The sequence below is a fragment of the Microbacterium canaveralium genome (assembly GCF_047238045.1).
GTDB lineage: Bacteria > Actinomycetota > Actinomycetes > Actinomycetales > Microbacteriaceae > Microbacterium.
In genome coordinates this window covers 376,674-392,206 of record NZ_JBDFMA010000003.1, presented here as the reverse complement: position 1 = coordinate 392,206, position 15,533 = coordinate 376,674, and the positions used below count along the sequence as shown (strand labels likewise).

At 71.1% G+C, this 15,533-nt stretch carries 17 protein-coding genes; 8 read left to right on the top strand and 9 right to left on the bottom strand.

Annotation, left to right across the window (positions count from 1 at the left end; genetic code table 11):
- Window positions 1-37 precede the first annotated feature (37 nt).
- The 6 genes from ABC271_RS02795 to ABC271_RS02770 all read right to left on the bottom strand — a co-directional run bounded on the left by ABC271_RS02795 (window position 38) and on the right by ABC271_RS02770 (window position 5,061).
- Window positions 38-841 carry a DUF1206 domain-containing protein gene (locus tag ABC271_RS02795; RefSeq protein WP_412923395.1) on the bottom strand — a complete coding sequence of 268 codons (804 nt, stop codon included), beginning with the start codon at window positions 839-841 and terminating at the stop codon, window positions 38-40.
- A gap of 16 nt (window positions 842-857) precedes the next feature.
- On the bottom strand, window positions 858-1,550 hold the full coding sequence (locus ABC271_RS02790) for a phosphatase PAP2 family protein (RefSeq protein ID WP_412923394.1): 693 nt from the start codon (window positions 1,548-1,550) through the stop codon (window positions 858-860).
- A gap of 55 nt (window positions 1,551-1,605) precedes the next feature.
- Window positions 1,606-2,487, bottom strand: coding sequence for a hypothetical protein (locus ABC271_RS02785; RefSeq protein WP_412923393.1), 882 nt, complete (start codon window positions 2,485-2,487; stop codon window positions 1,606-1,608).
- A 117-nt stretch (window positions 2,488-2,604) separates the two neighbouring features.
- Entirely contained in the window at window positions 2,605-4,062 is a 1,458-nt protein-coding gene (locus tag ABC271_RS02780) for an HNH endonuclease signature motif containing protein (RefSeq protein WP_412923392.1), read from the bottom strand.
- A gap of 133 nt (window positions 4,063-4,195) precedes the next feature.
- The gene (locus ABC271_RS02775) at window positions 4,196-4,879 is read right to left on the bottom strand and encodes an SDR family oxidoreductase (RefSeq protein ID WP_412923391.1); all 684 of its coding nucleotides are present in this window, start codon (window positions 4,877-4,879) and stop codon (window positions 4,196-4,198) included.
- Window positions 4,876-5,061, bottom strand: coding sequence for a hypothetical protein (locus tag ABC271_RS02770; RefSeq protein WP_412923390.1), 186 nt, complete (start codon window positions 5,059-5,061; stop codon window positions 4,876-4,878). Before ABC271_RS02770 ends, ABC271_RS02775 begins: the two co-directional genes overlap by 4 nt.
- Window positions 5,062-5,139: 78 nt before the next feature.
- Between ABC271_RS02770 and ABC271_RS02765 the strand changes: the two genes are divergently transcribed.
- Entirely contained in the window at window positions 5,140-5,625 is a 486-nt protein-coding gene (locus ABC271_RS02765) for a winged helix-turn-helix transcriptional regulator (protein ID WP_412923389.1), read from the top strand.
- Between the two features lie 73 nt (window positions 5,626-5,698).
- Here the strand turns inward: ABC271_RS02765 and adhP are convergent, their stop codons facing one another.
- The gene (adhP, locus tag ABC271_RS02760) at window positions 5,699-6,757 is read right to left on the bottom strand and encodes an alcohol dehydrogenase AdhP (protein WP_412923388.1); all 1,059 of its coding nucleotides are present in this window, start codon (window positions 6,755-6,757) and stop codon (window positions 5,699-5,701) included.
- Between the two features lie 140 nt (window positions 6,758-6,897).
- On the opposite strand from adhP, the gene ABC271_RS02755 reads away from it, so the two are divergent.
- From ABC271_RS02755 to ABC271_RS02745, 3 genes are all read left to right on the top strand, one after another.
- Complete coding sequence (locus ABC271_RS02755; protein WP_412923387.1) at window positions 6,898-7,734, top strand: universal stress protein; 837 nt, start codon at window positions 6,898-6,900, stop codon at window positions 7,732-7,734.
- A 188-nt stretch (window positions 7,735-7,922) separates the two neighbouring features.
- A complete protein-coding gene (locus ABC271_RS02750; RefSeq protein ID WP_412923386.1) occupies window positions 7,923-8,279 on the top strand; it encodes a YciI family protein in 357 nt (118 codons plus the stop codon).
- A gap of 92 nt (window positions 8,280-8,371) precedes the next feature.
- Complete coding sequence (locus ABC271_RS02745) at window positions 8,372-9,586, top strand: RNA polymerase sigma factor (protein ID WP_412923385.1); 1,215 nt, start codon at window positions 8,372-8,374, stop codon at window positions 9,584-9,586.
- A gap of 97 nt (window positions 9,587-9,683) precedes the next feature.
- On the opposite strand, the gene ABC271_RS02740 is transcribed toward ABC271_RS02745, so the two are convergent.
- A complete protein-coding gene (locus ABC271_RS02740; RefSeq protein WP_412923384.1) occupies window positions 9,684-10,211 on the bottom strand; it encodes a pyridoxamine 5'-phosphate oxidase family protein in 528 nt (175 codons plus the stop codon).
- A gap of 120 nt (window positions 10,212-10,331) precedes the next feature.
- Here ABC271_RS02740 and ABC271_RS02735 point away from each other — a divergent pair, with 120 nt between their 5' ends.
- From ABC271_RS02735 to ABC271_RS02725, 3 genes are all read left to right on the top strand, one after another.
- On the top strand, window positions 10,332-12,014 hold the full coding sequence (locus tag ABC271_RS02735; RefSeq protein WP_412923382.1) for a sensor histidine kinase: 1,683 nt from the start codon (window positions 10,332-10,334) through the stop codon (window positions 12,012-12,014).
- Entirely contained in the window at window positions 12,011-12,649 is a 639-nt protein-coding gene (locus tag ABC271_RS02730; RefSeq protein ID WP_412923381.1) for a response regulator, read from the top strand. Before ABC271_RS02735 ends, ABC271_RS02730 begins: the two co-directional genes overlap by 4 nt.
- Window positions 12,650-12,737: 88 nt before the next feature.
- Window positions 12,738-13,568: a universal stress protein gene (locus ABC271_RS02725; RefSeq protein ID WP_412923380.1), complete on the top strand. Its 831-nt coding sequence runs from the start codon at window positions 12,738-12,740 to the stop codon at window positions 13,566-13,568.
- A gap of 63 nt (window positions 13,569-13,631) precedes the next feature.
- Here ABC271_RS02725 and ABC271_RS02720 read toward each other — a convergent pair whose 3' ends face one another.
- On the bottom strand, window positions 13,632-14,477 hold the full coding sequence (locus ABC271_RS02720) for a universal stress protein (protein WP_412923379.1): 846 nt from the start codon (window positions 14,475-14,477) through the stop codon (window positions 13,632-13,634).
- A gap of 178 nt (window positions 14,478-14,655) precedes the next feature.
- On the opposite strand from ABC271_RS02720, the gene ABC271_RS02715 reads away from it, so the two are divergent.
- A complete protein-coding gene (locus ABC271_RS02715; protein ID WP_412923378.1) occupies window positions 14,656-15,531 on the top strand; it encodes a serine hydrolase domain-containing protein in 876 nt (291 codons plus the stop codon).
- Window positions 15,532-15,533 lie beyond the last annotated feature (2 nt).

Genomic DNA, 15,533 nt, shown 5'->3' with positions numbered 1-15,533 from the left:
GGTGACCCCAAGAACACTAGCGAGGCGCCGCCGTGCCCTACATCCGCGCGTAGCGGGCGCGGGCGAAACAGAACACGCCGTAGACGACGAGCCCCGCGCCCACGAGCCACAGCACGACCTGCCCGAACGGCAGTCCCGCGAGCGAGCGGAGCGCCCCGTCGAGTCCGCTCGCGGCGTTCGGGTCGTGCGTGAGCGCCGCCACGATGAACAGGATGCCGGCCACGCCGACGGCGATGCCCTTCGCGACGTAGCCGACGGTTCCGAACACCCGGATGCCACGACCGGCCGGACCGCTCGGAACGGACAGGTTCTTCAGGAACGCCCGCGTGATGCCGCGCACGACGAACGACACCCCGACGGCGGCCACGATCAGGCCGACGAGGACGAGGAGGAACACTCCGCCGGGCGACGCGAGCAGGGTGGCGCTCAGGTTCTTGGTCGAGGCCGAAGAGTCCGAGCGTCCGCCCATCGCCGCGGTGAAGGCGGTGCCGGCGATCGCGGCGTACGCCACCGCCGTGCCGACATACTTCGCGCGGTAGCCCCAACGCTTCTTGGCATCCGGGTTCCGCTCGACGATCGCCTCGCTGATCTGCCAGATCGCCAGGGCGACGAGACCGACGATGATGACCCACAGGAGCAGCAGTCCCGCCGGCGCGGAAGCGATCTGCGCGAAGGCTCCCGACTGATCCGCGCTGTCGCCGGCACCGCCGGTGGCGATGGCGATGGCGATCACGCCGATGAGGAGGTGCAAGAGTCCGAGCACGACGTACCCGACACGGGCCGCGACTCGGAAAGCGGTCGAATCCTGCGCCTTGTCGGCGGCTGCACTGGCAGAAGTCATCCGTGTACCGTAGCGCTCAGAGCGCGGCTGCGGCAGCCCGTTGCGCTCGGCGCTCGCGAGCCACTTCGATCGCCGACCACGCGATCGTCGCGACCGCGAGACCCTCCAGCGCGCCGGCCGTCACGTCGGACAGCCAGTGGGCGTGGAGGTAGGTGCGACTCCACATCATCAGGACGACCCACGCCACCCCGACCGCCCACACCCAGCGCCGTCGCAGGATCAGCCCCAGCGTCACGACGATCGTCGTGGCCACGGCCGTGTGCCCCGAGGGGAACGAGGTCGCCACGGTCTCGGCGAGCGAATCGGTCGGCCGCGCCCTGGCGATGACCGCAGCCATCGGCGCACCGATAGCGACGACGAGGGCGATGGATCCTCCGACGTTCAGCGCGTCCCACGGGCGGCGGAGGACGAGGAACACGATCGTGGTGGCCACCCCGATGAGGATCATGCCGATCGTGCCGCCGACGATCGCCGGGACCCACGCGACGATGACGCCCACCGGTGATGCGAGCGCCGACATCGCGTCGTCCCACCACACGTCCACAGGAAGCGGGGCGGATCCGGTCAGCGCGACAACGAGGCGCAGGGCTACGAAGGCGACGGTCGCGGCGACCCCGACGACGAGTGCGTGGGCCCGTCGCGCGTCGGGGTCGGCGGTCGGGGGTGCTGCGGCGGTGTCGGCCGTGGCGTCGCCTGTGGTGGCATCCATCCCGCCATCTTCGCAACAACGGGCCCCGCGGAAGGAGCACTTGCGAACGGCGGAATCAGCCCTTTCGGAAGTCGAGGGGCGCGTCGGCAAGACGGAGGCCGGAGGAGCGGATCGCCTCCTCGACGGCCTCCGCGGAGGCCGTCGAGGAGGCCGGGTCGCACAGGATCTGCGTCTTCGCGACACCGTCGGTCGGCATGCCCCCGCCCGCACCGTCCCAGAATCCCGTCACGCCGTAGGCGTCGACCAGCGTGCGCAGCAGCGCGGCATACGCGGCGGACTCCCCCGGAGCGGGCGCAGCGGTCAGTCGTGGCCCGCTTATCTCGATCTCGCCGTCGGCGTCCACATCGGCGGCCCGTCGAAGCTCGTCGGCTGCTGCGACGAGCGGGATCATCGTCGAGATGTCGTCGCGTCCGTCGAGCAGATCCGAGAACGAGAGGCGACCGTTCTCCCAGACGGCGGCCTGGATGCTGCGCCCCGGGGCGAGGCGGTTCACCGCGTCCACCGTGGGCAGCACATCGACCGGGAAATCTGGGCAGCCGGATGCCGCGGGCTCGGCGAACACGGACACTTCGGCACCGGCGGGGGTACGGACCGTGAGTCCCCAGACGACGGGATCCCGGTAGTCGGACGAGCACGCCAGGTCGAGCAGCGCGGGGAGTGCGGCGCGGTCGAGCGTGACCCGGAGGGCCGACGACGGGTTCGAGAAGATCGGCGCCTCCACCCAGCGCTCTTTGTCGACCGCGACCACACCTGGCAGCGCCGTGATCTCGGCTTCCAGGCGGTCGAATTCCGCGCTCGGGCGATCGAAGTGCGTTTCGTCGATCACCCAGCTGAAGACGAGCAGGTAGCCCGCGCCGAGTCCGACCGCGGCGAGGACGAGGGCCGAGATCCCGAGGATCTTCAGACGTGAGACCCTTCGCGGTGCGGACGTCGTCATGTGAGCCCCCGTTCTCATGCGTGTCACCTCCGAGGGTACGACCGCCGTGGAGACGCCACATGGACGCAGCGAGAACGGGAGGGGCCGGCGCGGCATGTCACGACGGCCCGGCCGAGTTCAGAATGGTGCCGGTTCGGGATCGTGGCCGCCGGGTACGCGTGGCGGCGATGTCGCGGCATGAGTCGACGCCTCGGCATGCTCGTCGGGGACGAACCTCACCGCCGGCGAGTAGGGCAAGGGTTCGTCCGTGTAGACCCGTCCGGCCGGTGAGGTCCATTCGAGCACCCCGCCGGGGAATTGTCTGACCTTCCACCGGGTGAACTGTTTCTGGGTGTGGTGCCGTTGGCAGAGGTGGGCGAGGTTGGACACGTCGGTGGCGCCGCCGAGGGCGTAGTCGTGGGTGTGGTCGACCTCGCACCGGACGGCGGGAGCGACGCAGCCGGGCCAGCGGCAGTGTCGGTCGCGGGCGCGGAGGTGCCGGTCGATCGCGGCGGTGCGGTGGTAGGCGTCGGTCCGCAGCACCGCACCGGAGACCGGGTGGGTGATGACCCGGTCCCAGGGGACGGCTGTGGCTTCCGCGAGGTTCCGGGCGGTGGTGGCGTCGATGGGACCGTGCCCCACGAGGTCGGCAGGGTCGGAGTTCTCCTCCCCGGGGCGCAGCATCGTCAACGCCGGAACGATGACCTGCACCCGTGCGCGGATCGCGCCGAGGGTGCCGGGGCCGTCGTCGGCGCGGGTCGGGTCGGCATCCGGCGCGGCGGTGAGGAGCAGGTCGGCGAGGATGTCGGCCCGCACCTGGTCGGCGGTCCGGGTGTCGGGCGCAGGAGTCGTCCCGGCCTCCGAGCGGTCACCGCGTTCGTCGCCACCCCCGCGGGTGCTCGCGGGTGCCTCCGCGGAGGCATCACCGCGCGCCGCCTCTCGGCGCAGGTCGATGATCGCTGCGCTCTGCTGCACGAGCCGGTCGTAGATCCCCACCGCCAGCACCGTGGGCAGCGTCGCGATCAGGTCGGACATGCCATCCTCCCCCGCGACCACGCGGACGCACCGCGTCTCGCGCCCCCGCCGGTGACGATCCGTGAGGGTCGTGGGCTGCAGCGACTCCACCAACGCGGCCAGTCGCGTCTTCAACCGTCCGGGACTCAGCCCCTCGGCGGTGGCGACGGCGAGCACGTCGAACTCGTGGCGCCTCTCGAGCGGCAGCGGGATCCCGGCATCCACGATCACCCGCACGTGCGCCCGCGTGAGCGCGCCCGCCTCCCACGCGTCGAGCGTGACGGGGAAGTGATCGGTGAGGGTCATCGCCCGCCCGATCTGCGCCTGCACCGACCGGTCCGACAGATTCGATGCTGCCGCGATCTCGGACGCCACCTCCCGCAGAGCCATCTCCGCGGCCTTCGACGACGCCCGCAGTCCGGCCGGCGCGTCTAGGGCGAGATGACCCGCGCGAGCCAGCGCGCGCGTGCGGCGGGCTTCGGCGGAGGCCACCTCGGCATCCACTCCCCGCACCTCGGCCAGCACCGACGACAGGGCGTCAACCCCATCATCGGGGAGCGGCGGACGCGTCTCGAAAGTCATGTATGCATGCTAGCGACGGCCTCCGACATCGAACCCGACTCAGGGGGCGAATGGGGGACAGATCGCGTGTGCGGCGTGATGTGGAGGAGGGGAGCGCCGGACGCGCCCGCCGCCCCCTCCCGGCCGACCCGTCTCAGGCGGCGTCAGCCACGTGCGACAACCCCGCCCGCACCGCTCGCGTGGTCTCATCGGCGAGGACCTCGCCGTGCCCGCTGCGCAGGCCGTCGTAGATCGCGGCGACGACATCGGCGGGGTCGTTCATCTGCTGGCCGGTCAGACCGTCATTCATCGGGGTGTCGGTGAAGGCGAGATACGCCCCGACCACGTGCACACCCTGGGGCTCGAGCTCGAGTCGGAAGCCCTCCGTGGCCGACCATAGCGCCGCCTTCGAGATGCTGTACCCCTTGCCCCACGCCAGCCACGACAGCACCGACGCGACGTTGACCACGGCACCCTTCGCGGCGATCAGGCGCGGCGCGAAAGCGCGGGTCAGCAGGACCGGCCCGAACAGGTTCGTCTCCAGCTGGGCACGGATGTCGGCGACATCGCCCGTCAGCAGGTCACCCCGTCGGAGGATGCCGGCGTTGTTGATGAGGACGTCGACGTCCGCGGCATCCGCGGCCGCACGAGCGACCGCGGCTTCATCGGTGACGTCGAGGGCGAGGGGCACGACGCGGGGGTCATCCCACTCGCGAGGCGATCGGGTCGCGGCGTAGACCTTCTTCGCGCCACCCGCCAGGGCCTGCCGCACGAACTCGGTGCCCAGGCCTCCGTTCGCGCCCGTGACGAGCACGACGGCATCCGAAATCTGCGTCATTTGTCTTCTCCTTGTTCGAGCCCGCTCCCGCGGACGTGATCGAGCCCGCCCCGACGGGCGGACGGACGGATGCCGGCCCGGACCACCGGCGCGCTGAGCACGACCGCAGCGAGGATGACGGCCGCGGCGTCGGGCCGCGGGCGGGAGCGCAGAGCCGCCTTCGTCGAGGTGGTGTCGGTCACGTCATTTACTTTCTTTAAGCTAGTAAATAATGGCACGGTAGCGGTTATGCTTGCTTCAAGCAAGTCAAGGAGGGACCCATGCCCCTGAGATCGGACTGGAGCGGCAATGTCTGCCCGATCGCGCGCGGAATCGACGCGGTCGGCGACCCGTGGGTGCTGCTGATCCTCCGCGAGTCGCTTGCCGGAGCTCGCCGCTTCGACGATTTCAAGCGTCGACTCGACGCGGCCGACAACGTGCTGTCGTCGCGGCTGTCGGGCATGGTGTCGGCAGGCCTCCTCGACACGCGCGCCTACACCACCGGACCGCGCCCGCGCGTCGAGTACTTCCCCACTCGCGCTGCTACCGACGCGCTGCCGATCCTGCAGGCGTATGCGGCCTGGGCGCGGGAGCACCGCCCGTCCGAGAATGAGGACCCGCCGTTCGCGGTTATCTGCGGCGCATGCGGAGTCGCCTCCGAGCGCTCCGAGGTGTGCGAGCACTGCGGAGCGCTGCTGGACGTCGCGCACGACGTGGCGTGGCAGCGGCCGGGACCCTGGGACGCCCGGCTCGTCACGCTGGGCTGAACGACCGAACGCCGGTCAGTCCCGCAAGAGGCGGAGCTGACCGGCGTCGTGAGGCAGGCCCGAGGAGACGGTTCTAGGACACGGTCTCCACTGCCTCCGTGACGGGCACCAGATCGGCCGTGTGGTACGCGAACACCAGACGCGCCGGCACAGAGCCCGCGAGCACCTCTTCCACGGAGCGGTTGACGTCCGCAAGGTCACGGGTCTGCGTGATGACCCGCGTGCGGCCGAGGGCGTGGAGCGCGAAGACCTCGACGAGATCCTGCCGCGTGCCGACGATCGAGCCGATGACGCTGATTCCTTTGAGCACGGTGTCGAACACCGGAATCGTCAGCTCACCGTCGGCGGGAAGAGACACCAGCACGAGACGGCCTCCGCGGTTCAACGAGTCGAATGCCTGACGGAACACTGCGGGAGCGACCGCGAGGACGATCGCCGCGTCGGCGCCGCCGTACTGCCGGATCGCCTCGACCGGATCGGTCGTACGGGCGTTCACGACGTGGTCGGCACCCAGCTCGGTCGCCAGTTGCAGCTTCTCGTCCGTCACGTCGACCGCGATGACCTTCGCCCCGACGAGCCGCGCGTACTGCACCGCCAGGTGTCCCAGGCCGCCGACGCCGAAGACGACGACGGTCTCCCCCGGCGTGACCCGGGCGTTCTTCACCGCCGCGTACGTGGTGACGCCGGCGCAGGTCAGCGGCGCCGCGTCCAGCGGCGTGACCCCGTCCGGCACCGGGACGGCGAAGCGCGCGTCGGCGAGCATGTACTCGGCGTAGGCGCCGTCGACGCCGTACCCGTTGTTGTACTGCTGCTCGCACAGGTTCTCGCGCCCGTCGACGCAGTACCGGCACTCGCCGCACGCGTGCCCGAGCCACGGCATCGCGACCCGCTGCCCGACGGTGCGGGTGGTCACGCCTTCACCGAGTTCCTCGATGATGCCGACGCCCTCGTGGCCGGGCACGAGCGGGAGGGGCGGCTTCACCGGCCAGTCACCGTTCATCGCGTGGATGTCGGTGTGGCAGAGGCCGCAAGTCTCCAGGCGGACCAGGACCTGCCCCGGTCCGGGGTGAGGGATCGCCCGTTCCTCCACCTTCGCGGGCGTACCGAATTGTTCGACGACTGCTGCGCGCATCATCTCTCCTTGGATCGTTTGCCTACGTCGAGTCTTCGCCGGTGGCCCCTTTCGCGGCGGGCCGAAGGTCCCGCGGCGTTCGTTCCGTCGGCGGCACAATCGAAAGTGAGCCGACGAACGGCACGAGCGGAGGAAGGATCATGAACGGGACGATCGCGGTCGGAGTCACCGATGCTTCTGCGGCGCAGAACGCCCTGCACTGGGCGATCGAGCGCGCGGTCGCGCGACGAGAGCGGCTGCTGCTGGTGTCCGTGGTGGGAACCGCGTGGGGCATCGGCGGCGAAGAGAGCCTCATCGCTCACGCCACCCGCAGAGCCGAAGCGATCCTCGAGTACGCGGCAGAACAGGCACGCGCGGCGGGCGTGGATGCCGAGACGGTGATCGAGCGAGGGGACCCGGTGGCTCGACTCGTCGATGTGTCCCAGCGCTCCGATCTGCTCGTCATCGGCAGCGACTTCGCGAAGGACCGGTCGAGTCTCCGCGGTGTCCGCGGGGTGCGGATCACCGCCGCGGCAGGCTGCCCGGTCGTCGTGGTGCCCGAGATCGTGGCGCGCGAGCAGACGGGCATCGTCGTGGGCGTCGACGGGTCGGAGGCGTCGGAGAAGGCGATCGCCTTCGCCGCGGCGGAGGCCGACCGTGCGGGCGAGAACCTGACCGCGGTCATGACCTGGTCGCCCGTCCCGGTGCCGTTCGAGCTGGACGAGTACCCGCAGGACTACCTCGACCGTATGCAGGACCTGACCACGGAAGAGCTGGCCATCTCGCTCGCGGGGCTCCGCCAGGACTATCCCGATCTCGCGGTCACGACCGTCGTGGAGTCCGGCTACCCCGCGCAGGTCCTGATCCGGACGGCCCGCACCGCTCGGCTCCTCGTCGTGGGCAGCCACGGTCGCGGAGCGGTGGCGCGGTTCCTGCTCGGTTCGACCAGTCACGCGGTGCTGTCGCACCTGCCGACGGTCACCGTCATCGTCCGGTGATCGTGGCGCGTCGCCTACCCGGCCGCGGGAACGGATGCGGAACGAGGCCGCGTGGGGGCCCGCGCGCAGCCGAACGGAAGAGTTCTCAAAACAATCTGGCCGGACTGTCGATCCGACGGCAGGCTGTTCGTCGTCAGTGATGACGGAGCCGGACAGGCCGGCCCGCGACCCAGTGCAGGAGGCATCCCATGGCCAAATACGCGATCCTCATCTACGAAGACCCGGACTTCTACGCGACGATGTCGCCCGAGGCGTGGGGCGCGGTGATCGACGCGCACGACACGTTCACGAAGCAGGTCGCTGAGCTCGGCGGGTCCATCGAGGGCGGCGCGGCGCTCGCGTCCACGACGACGGCCACCACGATCAAGGCGGGCGGCACGCTGACGGACGGCCCGTTCGTCGAGACCAAGGAGGCCTTCGGCGGTTTCTACGTCGTCGAGGCGCGCGACCTCGACCACGCCGTCGAGATCGGCAAGCTCTGCCCGGCACCCGGTGGCGGCGTCGAGGTGCGCCCCATCGTGGACCCGACGGCGAATCCGTTCTGATCTCTCCCGCCGACGAGCCGACCGCGTCCGCCACGCAGGCGGACGCGGTCGTTGCCGCGCTGGCGGAGGCACACCGCTCCGAGTGGGCGTTCGTGCTATCCGCGACGGTGCGCGTGGCCGGCGACCTCGACCTGGCGCAGGAGTGCGCCCAGGAGGCCTACGTCAGTGCGCTGCAGGCCTGGACCCGAGACGGCATCCCGACACGGCCGGGCGCCTGGCTGACAACGACGGCGCGGAATCAGGCGCTGGACCGGTTGCGCCGCGAAATCACCCTTCGGCGAAAACTCCCGCTCCTCGTGGAGCCCGCGGGCGTCGACCCGCACGAGCCTGTGGACGGTGACGACCCCGATGCCGCGGTGCCGGACGACCGGCTCCGGCTGGTGTTCACGTGCTGCCACCCGGCCCTCGCGCCCGAGGCCCGCGTCGCCCTCACGCTCCGCTTGGTCTGCGGAGTCGCGACCCCCGATGTCGCCCGGGCGTTCCTGGTCTCCGAGTCGACGATGGCCGCACGAATAACCCGGGCCAAGAAGAAGATCGGCTCCGAAGCGCGGATCCCCTACCGCGTGCCGGGCCGCGCGGAGCTGCCGGAGCGGCTGGACAGCGTCCTCACCGCCGTCCATCTGCTCTTCAGCACCGGCCACACGGCCGGGGAGGGGGACACGCTGGTCCGGGAGGACCTCTGCGACCGGGCACTGCACCTCGCCCGCATGTTGGCCGCGTTGCTCCCCGAGCAGGCGGAGACCCGCGGCCTCCTCGGCCTGCTGCTCCTCACCGACGCGCGCAGAGCAACCCGGACGGACGAGCGGGGCCGCCTCCTCCTCCTCGCCGACCAGGATCGGACGCGGTGGAACCGGCGGGCGATTCTGGAGGGACTCACCGTGACCGCCGGGGCGCTGGCGTCCGGCGCACCGGGGCGGTTCACCCTGCAGGCAGCGATCGCCGGTGTGCACGCCGTGGCCCCGTCCCTGGAGCTCACCGACTGGCCGCGCATCGTGCACATGTACGACCTGCTGCTGGCGGTCTGGAACACCCCGGTGGTCGCGCTCAACCGGGCCGCCGCCGTAGCCTTCGCCGACGGTCCCGCCGCAGCGCTGCCTCTCCTCGACCAGCTGGCGGCCGATCCCCGGCTCGCCGAGTATCCCTACTTTCACGCCGCCCGCGCCCATCTGCTGCAGCGCCTCGGCGACGCCGCCGCGGCGGCGGCGGCGTACCGGCGCGCGATGGAACTCACGGCGAACGCCGCGGAGCAGGCGTTCCTGGGGGATCGCCTGGCCGAGCTCGGTCGCACGGACCCCCCGACCGGGTAGCGCCGTGTGCCGGGCTCGCCAGGGAAGGATGCGCCCGACGCCATCGATCAGCGAGGGTCTCTCCGGGCGTCTTCGCGGGATATCTGCCGACGGAAGCTCAGGCGTCCGCCCTGGGCGTGATGCCTGCGATGGGGTGCGGCGATCGAGCCGCCGCGGGAAGGGTGTCCTCCCGCGTCCGGAAGATCCGCGACCAAAGCGGCTCGCTGTCGTCGCGCTCCCGGAACCGGCGTCCGGTCACGGTCCGCGGCGAGATACGAATGACGTACGGCTTCGGCGTCGGGCTCATCGACCGCAACCCGGTCTCGCGGCTGCGGCGGATCTCGGCATCCACGTCGACGTGAACCGCGTCGCCCCGCACGACGACGCTCCACCGATCACCGGCATCCTTCCCGTCGATCTCGAAGGCGACCGTGGGATGCGAACGCAGGAGGCGCAGCTTGGCGTCGTAGGCGCTGCGGATGTAGAGGGCTCCGTCGCTGCTGGCGAAGTTCACGGGGTAGATGAGGGGCTCCCCGCCGGCGTCGACGAGCGCGAGCCTGCCGAGGGCCTGCGTCTCGAGGAGACGCCAGCACTCGGCGGTGCTCAGCTCGGTGACGGACGACGGGACTTTCGGTGAGTTGCTCATGGCGGACCTCCGAGTCCAGTGCACCCCGAGCCGGTGTCGCGGGAGGGGCCGAAGGTCCCCCCGTCCTGGCGAGACCGGGTGCCCGGTCGTAGATTAGGCGGTGGGGAGAGGGGGTGGTCGATGACGAGCGAGAGGTTCGGATCGCTTTCCGCGGAAGGTCACGGATCGGCTGACGGCGCGCCCTCTTCACACGACCGCCTGCGGGGGCTCCTCCATGCGGTGGAGACGGTGGTCGGCGAGATCGAACTGCCCGTCGTCCTACGTCGGGTCGTCGAGGCGGCCGTCGAACTGGTGGATGCCGAGTTCGGAGCGCTCGGCGTGCTCACCGCCGACCGGGCGTCCCTCGATCAGTTCATCCACGTCGGGATCACCCCGGGGGATACCGAGGACATCGGGCGACTGCCCCGGGGGCGAGGCATCCTGGGTGCGCTCATCTCCGACCCGCGCGTCATTCGGCTCGCGCACTTGCAGACCGACCCGCGGGCCGTGGGGTTCCCGGCGCACCACCCGCGCATGGACTCGTTCCTCGGCGCCCCCGTCTCGGTGCACGGAGAAGTGTTCGGCAACCTCTATCTCACGAACGCGCGAAGCGGTTCGTTCTCCGCCGAGGATGAGGAACTGGTGCGGGGTCTGGCATCCACCGCGGGATTCGCGATCCAGAACGCGCGACTGTTCGACGAAGCCCGCACGCGAGCGACCTGGACGGCGGCGACGGCCGAGCTGTCCGCGGCCATCCTCTCCACTCCGCCGGACGAGGTCTTCGACCTCGTCGCCGGCCGCGTCCTCGACCTCGCCGCGAGCTGCCGCGTCACGGTCCTCGTCCCGACCGACGTCGCCGAGGTGCTCCGGGTCGCCGCGGCGCGGGGGTCCGGCGAGCTGGACATCCTCGGCACGACCGCGGTCACGCGCGGAAGCATCGCGGGCGAAGCGCTGGAGCACGGCGGCATCCGGATGGCCGCCGCCGTACGCTCGACCGGACCGACCGACCCGGCCGTCCTGACCGTCGACGATGAGATCGGGCCCGCCGTCGCCGCGCCGCTGCGCACGCGCCGGCGCACCTGGGGGGTCGTGACCGTCGCGCGGGCACCCGGAGAGCGCGAGTTCACCGAGGTCGAGCGGGAGGTCCTCGGCGACCTGGCCTCGCAGGCGGCCATCGCCCTCGAGCTGACCTACGCCCGGCGGGAGCAGCAGAAGGCCATGCTGGCGGAGGAACGCGCCCGCATCGCACGCGACCTGCACGACCACGTCATCCAGCAGATCTTCGGAGCAGGGCTGACGCTGCAGTCGATGGCCGCGACGCTCGCCGAGACGCACGATCGCTCGCGCGTGGACGAGGTCATCGGGCAACTGGATGACGCGATCACGCAGATCCGCACGGTGATCTTCGCCCTCTCCGCGCGCGACGGGAGTTCGCTGCGTCACCGCCTCATCGATGTCGTGGCGGAGGTGTCGGGCGCGCTCCCGCGGCCGCCGGCGCTGCGTTTCTCCGGCCCCGTGGACACGGCCCTCACCGGTCCTCTGGCGGACGACATCGTCGGGGTGGCGCGCGAACTCCTGACCAACAGCGTGCGACACGCCGACGCACGCAGCATCTCGCTCGACGTGGGGGTGGACGGCAGCGCAGTGACGGTCGTAGTCGCGGACGATGGGGGCGGCATCCGGGATTCGCGGCGGAGCGGCCTTGCCAATCTCGCTGCGCGAGCCGAGGGGCGCGGCGGTGCGCTCACGGTGGACACGGGCGCGGACGGCACGCGCGCCGAGTGGCGCGTTCCCCTCGGCGACTCTCGAAGGGAGACACGATGATCCGCGTGTTCCTCGTCGACGATCACGAGATCGTGCGGCGCGGGCTGTCCGACCTGATCGACGGCGCCGACGGATTCGAGGTGGTCGGCGAGGCGGGCAGCATCCGCCAGGCACTTGCGCGCATCGAAGCCGCCCGGCCGGACGTCGCCGTTCTGGACGTGCGCCTCCCCGACGGCAGCGGCATCGACCTGTGCCGACGGATCCGCTCCTCCATGCCGCACGTCGCGTGCCTGATCCTCACGGCGTACGACGACGACGCCGCCACCTACGCCGCCGTGCTCGCCGGCGCGTCGGGGTACCTCCTCAAGAACATCGGCGCGATGCGCCTGCTCGAGGACATCCGCGCCGTCAGCACCGGACGCTCGCTCCTGAACACCGCGGCGGCTGCGAAAGCCGCCTCGAGCCTGCGCGACGGGGCCGGCGACGATGACCCGCGGTGGGGGTCGTTGGGCCTGCGCGAACGGCAGGTGCTCACCCTCATCGCCGACGGGTTGACGAACCGTCAGATCGGCGAGCGTCTCGGCCTCGCGGAGAAGACCGTGAAGAACTACGTCTCGTCGGTGCTGATGAAGCTCGGCGTCGACTCACGGACACAGGCGGCCGTCTTCCGGCTCGGGCACCCCGACCTCCTCTGACCCGTCGAGCTCTGACCCCGCGGGACTTTCGGCCCGTCGCGCGCGACGGCGCGCCGCCTATTCTCGGGGCGTTCGGAAGGAGAGCGCCATGGAGCGGGTCGTTCTGGGATTCGACGGCAGCGCCGCGTCGGAGGCGGCGCTGGAGTGGACCGCAGAGCGAGCACGAACCGAACGCTTCGAGCTCGACATCGTCCTGGTCACGAACATGTTCATCTCCGACCGGGCCGCCGCGGACAGGATCCTGGATGCCGCCAGCCGCCGGTGGCGCGACCTCGCTCCGGACGTACCGGCCACCGCCGTCCGCCTTGACGGGCTCATGCCCGCGACCCTCACGGAGGTGGCGCGGGGAGCCGCGTTGCTGGTGCTGGGGATCGAGCCGGGGTTCCGGATGCGGTCGGCTGTGAGCGCATGGATGCCGCTGCGTGCGGCCGCTCGCAGCGGGGCACCGACCGTGCTGGTCCCCACCGGGTGGTCGGCATCCGACGATCCGGTCACCGTCGGCCTGGACGACGACAACTCCTCCGCTCAGGCCCTCCTCTTCGCGGCCCGGGCGGCGTCCTTCGCCGGCGTCCCGTTGCGCATCCTCCATTCGTGGCTGATGGGCAGCTCCCTCCTCCGAGGTCACGCCTCCGCCCTGCCGAGCACCCAGCGGGTCGCCGCCGAGCACGAGCAGATCCTGGATGCCGCCGTCGCCGAGGTCGCACGGCAGTACCCGCGCCTCCCCGTGGTCACCGAACTCGTGCGCGACAACCCCACCTCCGCGCTCACGCGCGCTGCCGATCGCAGCAGCATGGTCGTCATCGGCACCCACGGGCGCGGGATCGCCGTCGGAGGACTCGTCGGATCGATCGGGCTGGACCTCGTCGGCTCACTCCATCGGACGATCTGCGTGGTGCCGCCGACCCGCGTGCTGGCCTGATCCGGATCTCGCCGATATCGCGCGGTCGCCGGGGGCGTCCTGCGTCTCAGCGCACGGCGCCGCTCATGGTCGCGATCCTCGGGGTGGGAAGCTCGCCGACGGCACGACGACGATGGGGCATCCCGCCCGCCACAGGATGTCCTGGGCGACGGACCCGAGGTAGCCGCCCGCGAGCACCCCCTCTCGATGGGTGCCGACGACGATCATCGTCGCGGTCGCCGCGTGGTCGAGGAGAGCCGCAGCCGGATGCGAGCGGACCAGGTCCGACTCGATGTGCACCTTCGGGAACCGGCGTCGAAGGGCCCGCGTGTCGGCGTCGAGCAGGTCGCGATGCTCCTGGAGGAGCCGATCCGGTCGCACCAGCAGGGCGGCGGAACCGTCGGTCGCGGGCTCGGGAAGACGCCAGGCGTGGACGATCCGCAGCCCCCGCGAGGTTTCCTCGGCCTCTCTCGCCGCGAAGTCCAGCGCCTCTGCCGACGACGGATCGTCCCCCAGTCCGACCGTGACGCTTCCTTCGCGCGGCACCCACCCGGCGGGGACGACGCACACGGGCGGCACCGCTCGGGCGATCACGCGAACGGGAAGCCACCCGCCGAGCGCCGTGTGCACCGGGCGGTCGGGGTCGACGCCGATGACGAGCAGATCCGCCGCGGCGGACAGCTCGCCGAGCGTTCGCGCCACTCCCCCTTCGGCGAGGTGCGGATGCACGGTCTGATCGGGAGCGATCTCGTGCACGATCCGTTCCGCGTGCGCCAGAAGCGCCCGCGCGGGCGCGTCGTGCGGGGCGACACTGCTCACGACATGCACTACTTCGACCTTGGCCGCACGCGTCGCACAGCGATGCGCCACCCACGCGAGCGCGGATCGCGATGCCGTACTGTCATCGACGCCGACGACGATGTTCTCCATGGCGGGCCCTCGGGCTTTCCCTTTCCTCCAAAGTTAGGAGTGATCGGGGGAACCGAACGGGCCGAAGGTCCCGTGGGAGAGCGAACCTCGGGGGCCGTTGGCCTGCCATCCTGAACGGAGCACCGGGTGCGGTTCTCGTCGAGCCGCTCGGTCCCCGCCAGAGGAAGAAGGCTTCACCGTGGCATCCGCATCCACCGTCCTCGACCGCATCGTGGCCTCGATCGACGGAGAGGGGCTCGGGGCATACGGCGTCCATGTGGCACTCGGCGGCGACACCGCCGAACACCGGTGGCGCAGCGACGACCCCGTGAACGTCTACTCGGTGTCGAAGGGCGTCAGCGCTCTGGCCGCGGGGATCGCCGCGGACGAGGGCATCCTGTCGGTCGACACCCGAGTGGGCGAGATGCTGCCCGACATGCAGCTCGGAGAGGGTGTCGAGGAGGTGACGCTCCGGCACCTGCTGACGATGACCAGCGGGATCGACTTCACCTGGTTCGGACGCGAGCCCGCCCCCTGGCCCGACCTCGCGCAGGAGATGCTGCGCCGCCCCACGCGGGGTCCAGGCGCGGTCTTCCAGTACTCGGATGCGAGCACCTACGTGGCCATGCGCATGCTCGGAGCCGCCGTCGGCGACGTCCGCGACTGGCTCCTCCCCCGGCTCTTCGACCCGCTCGGCATCCACAACCCGCAATGGCACCGCTGTCCGCGCGGCGGGATCATCGCCGGCAGCGGCCTGGAACTCCACACCGAAGAGCTGTCGCGGATCGCTCGCGTCCTCCGCGGCGGGGGCCTCTGGCGGGGGGAACGGATCGTGAGCGCCGAGTGGGTGGATGCCATGCACACCGACGTCGTCGACACCGGAGGCGAGGGCGACTTCGCGCGCTACGGCCTGGCGACGTGGCAGGGCCCGGGCGACGGATGGCGGCTCGACGGGCTCTACGGCCAGTACGTCTTCATCGCGAACGACCGTTCCGCGGCGGTGACGATCACCGCCCACGAGGAGACGCGCTCGCACCGGCTCGTGGAGATTGCCGCCACCGCGCTGCGGGGCTGAGT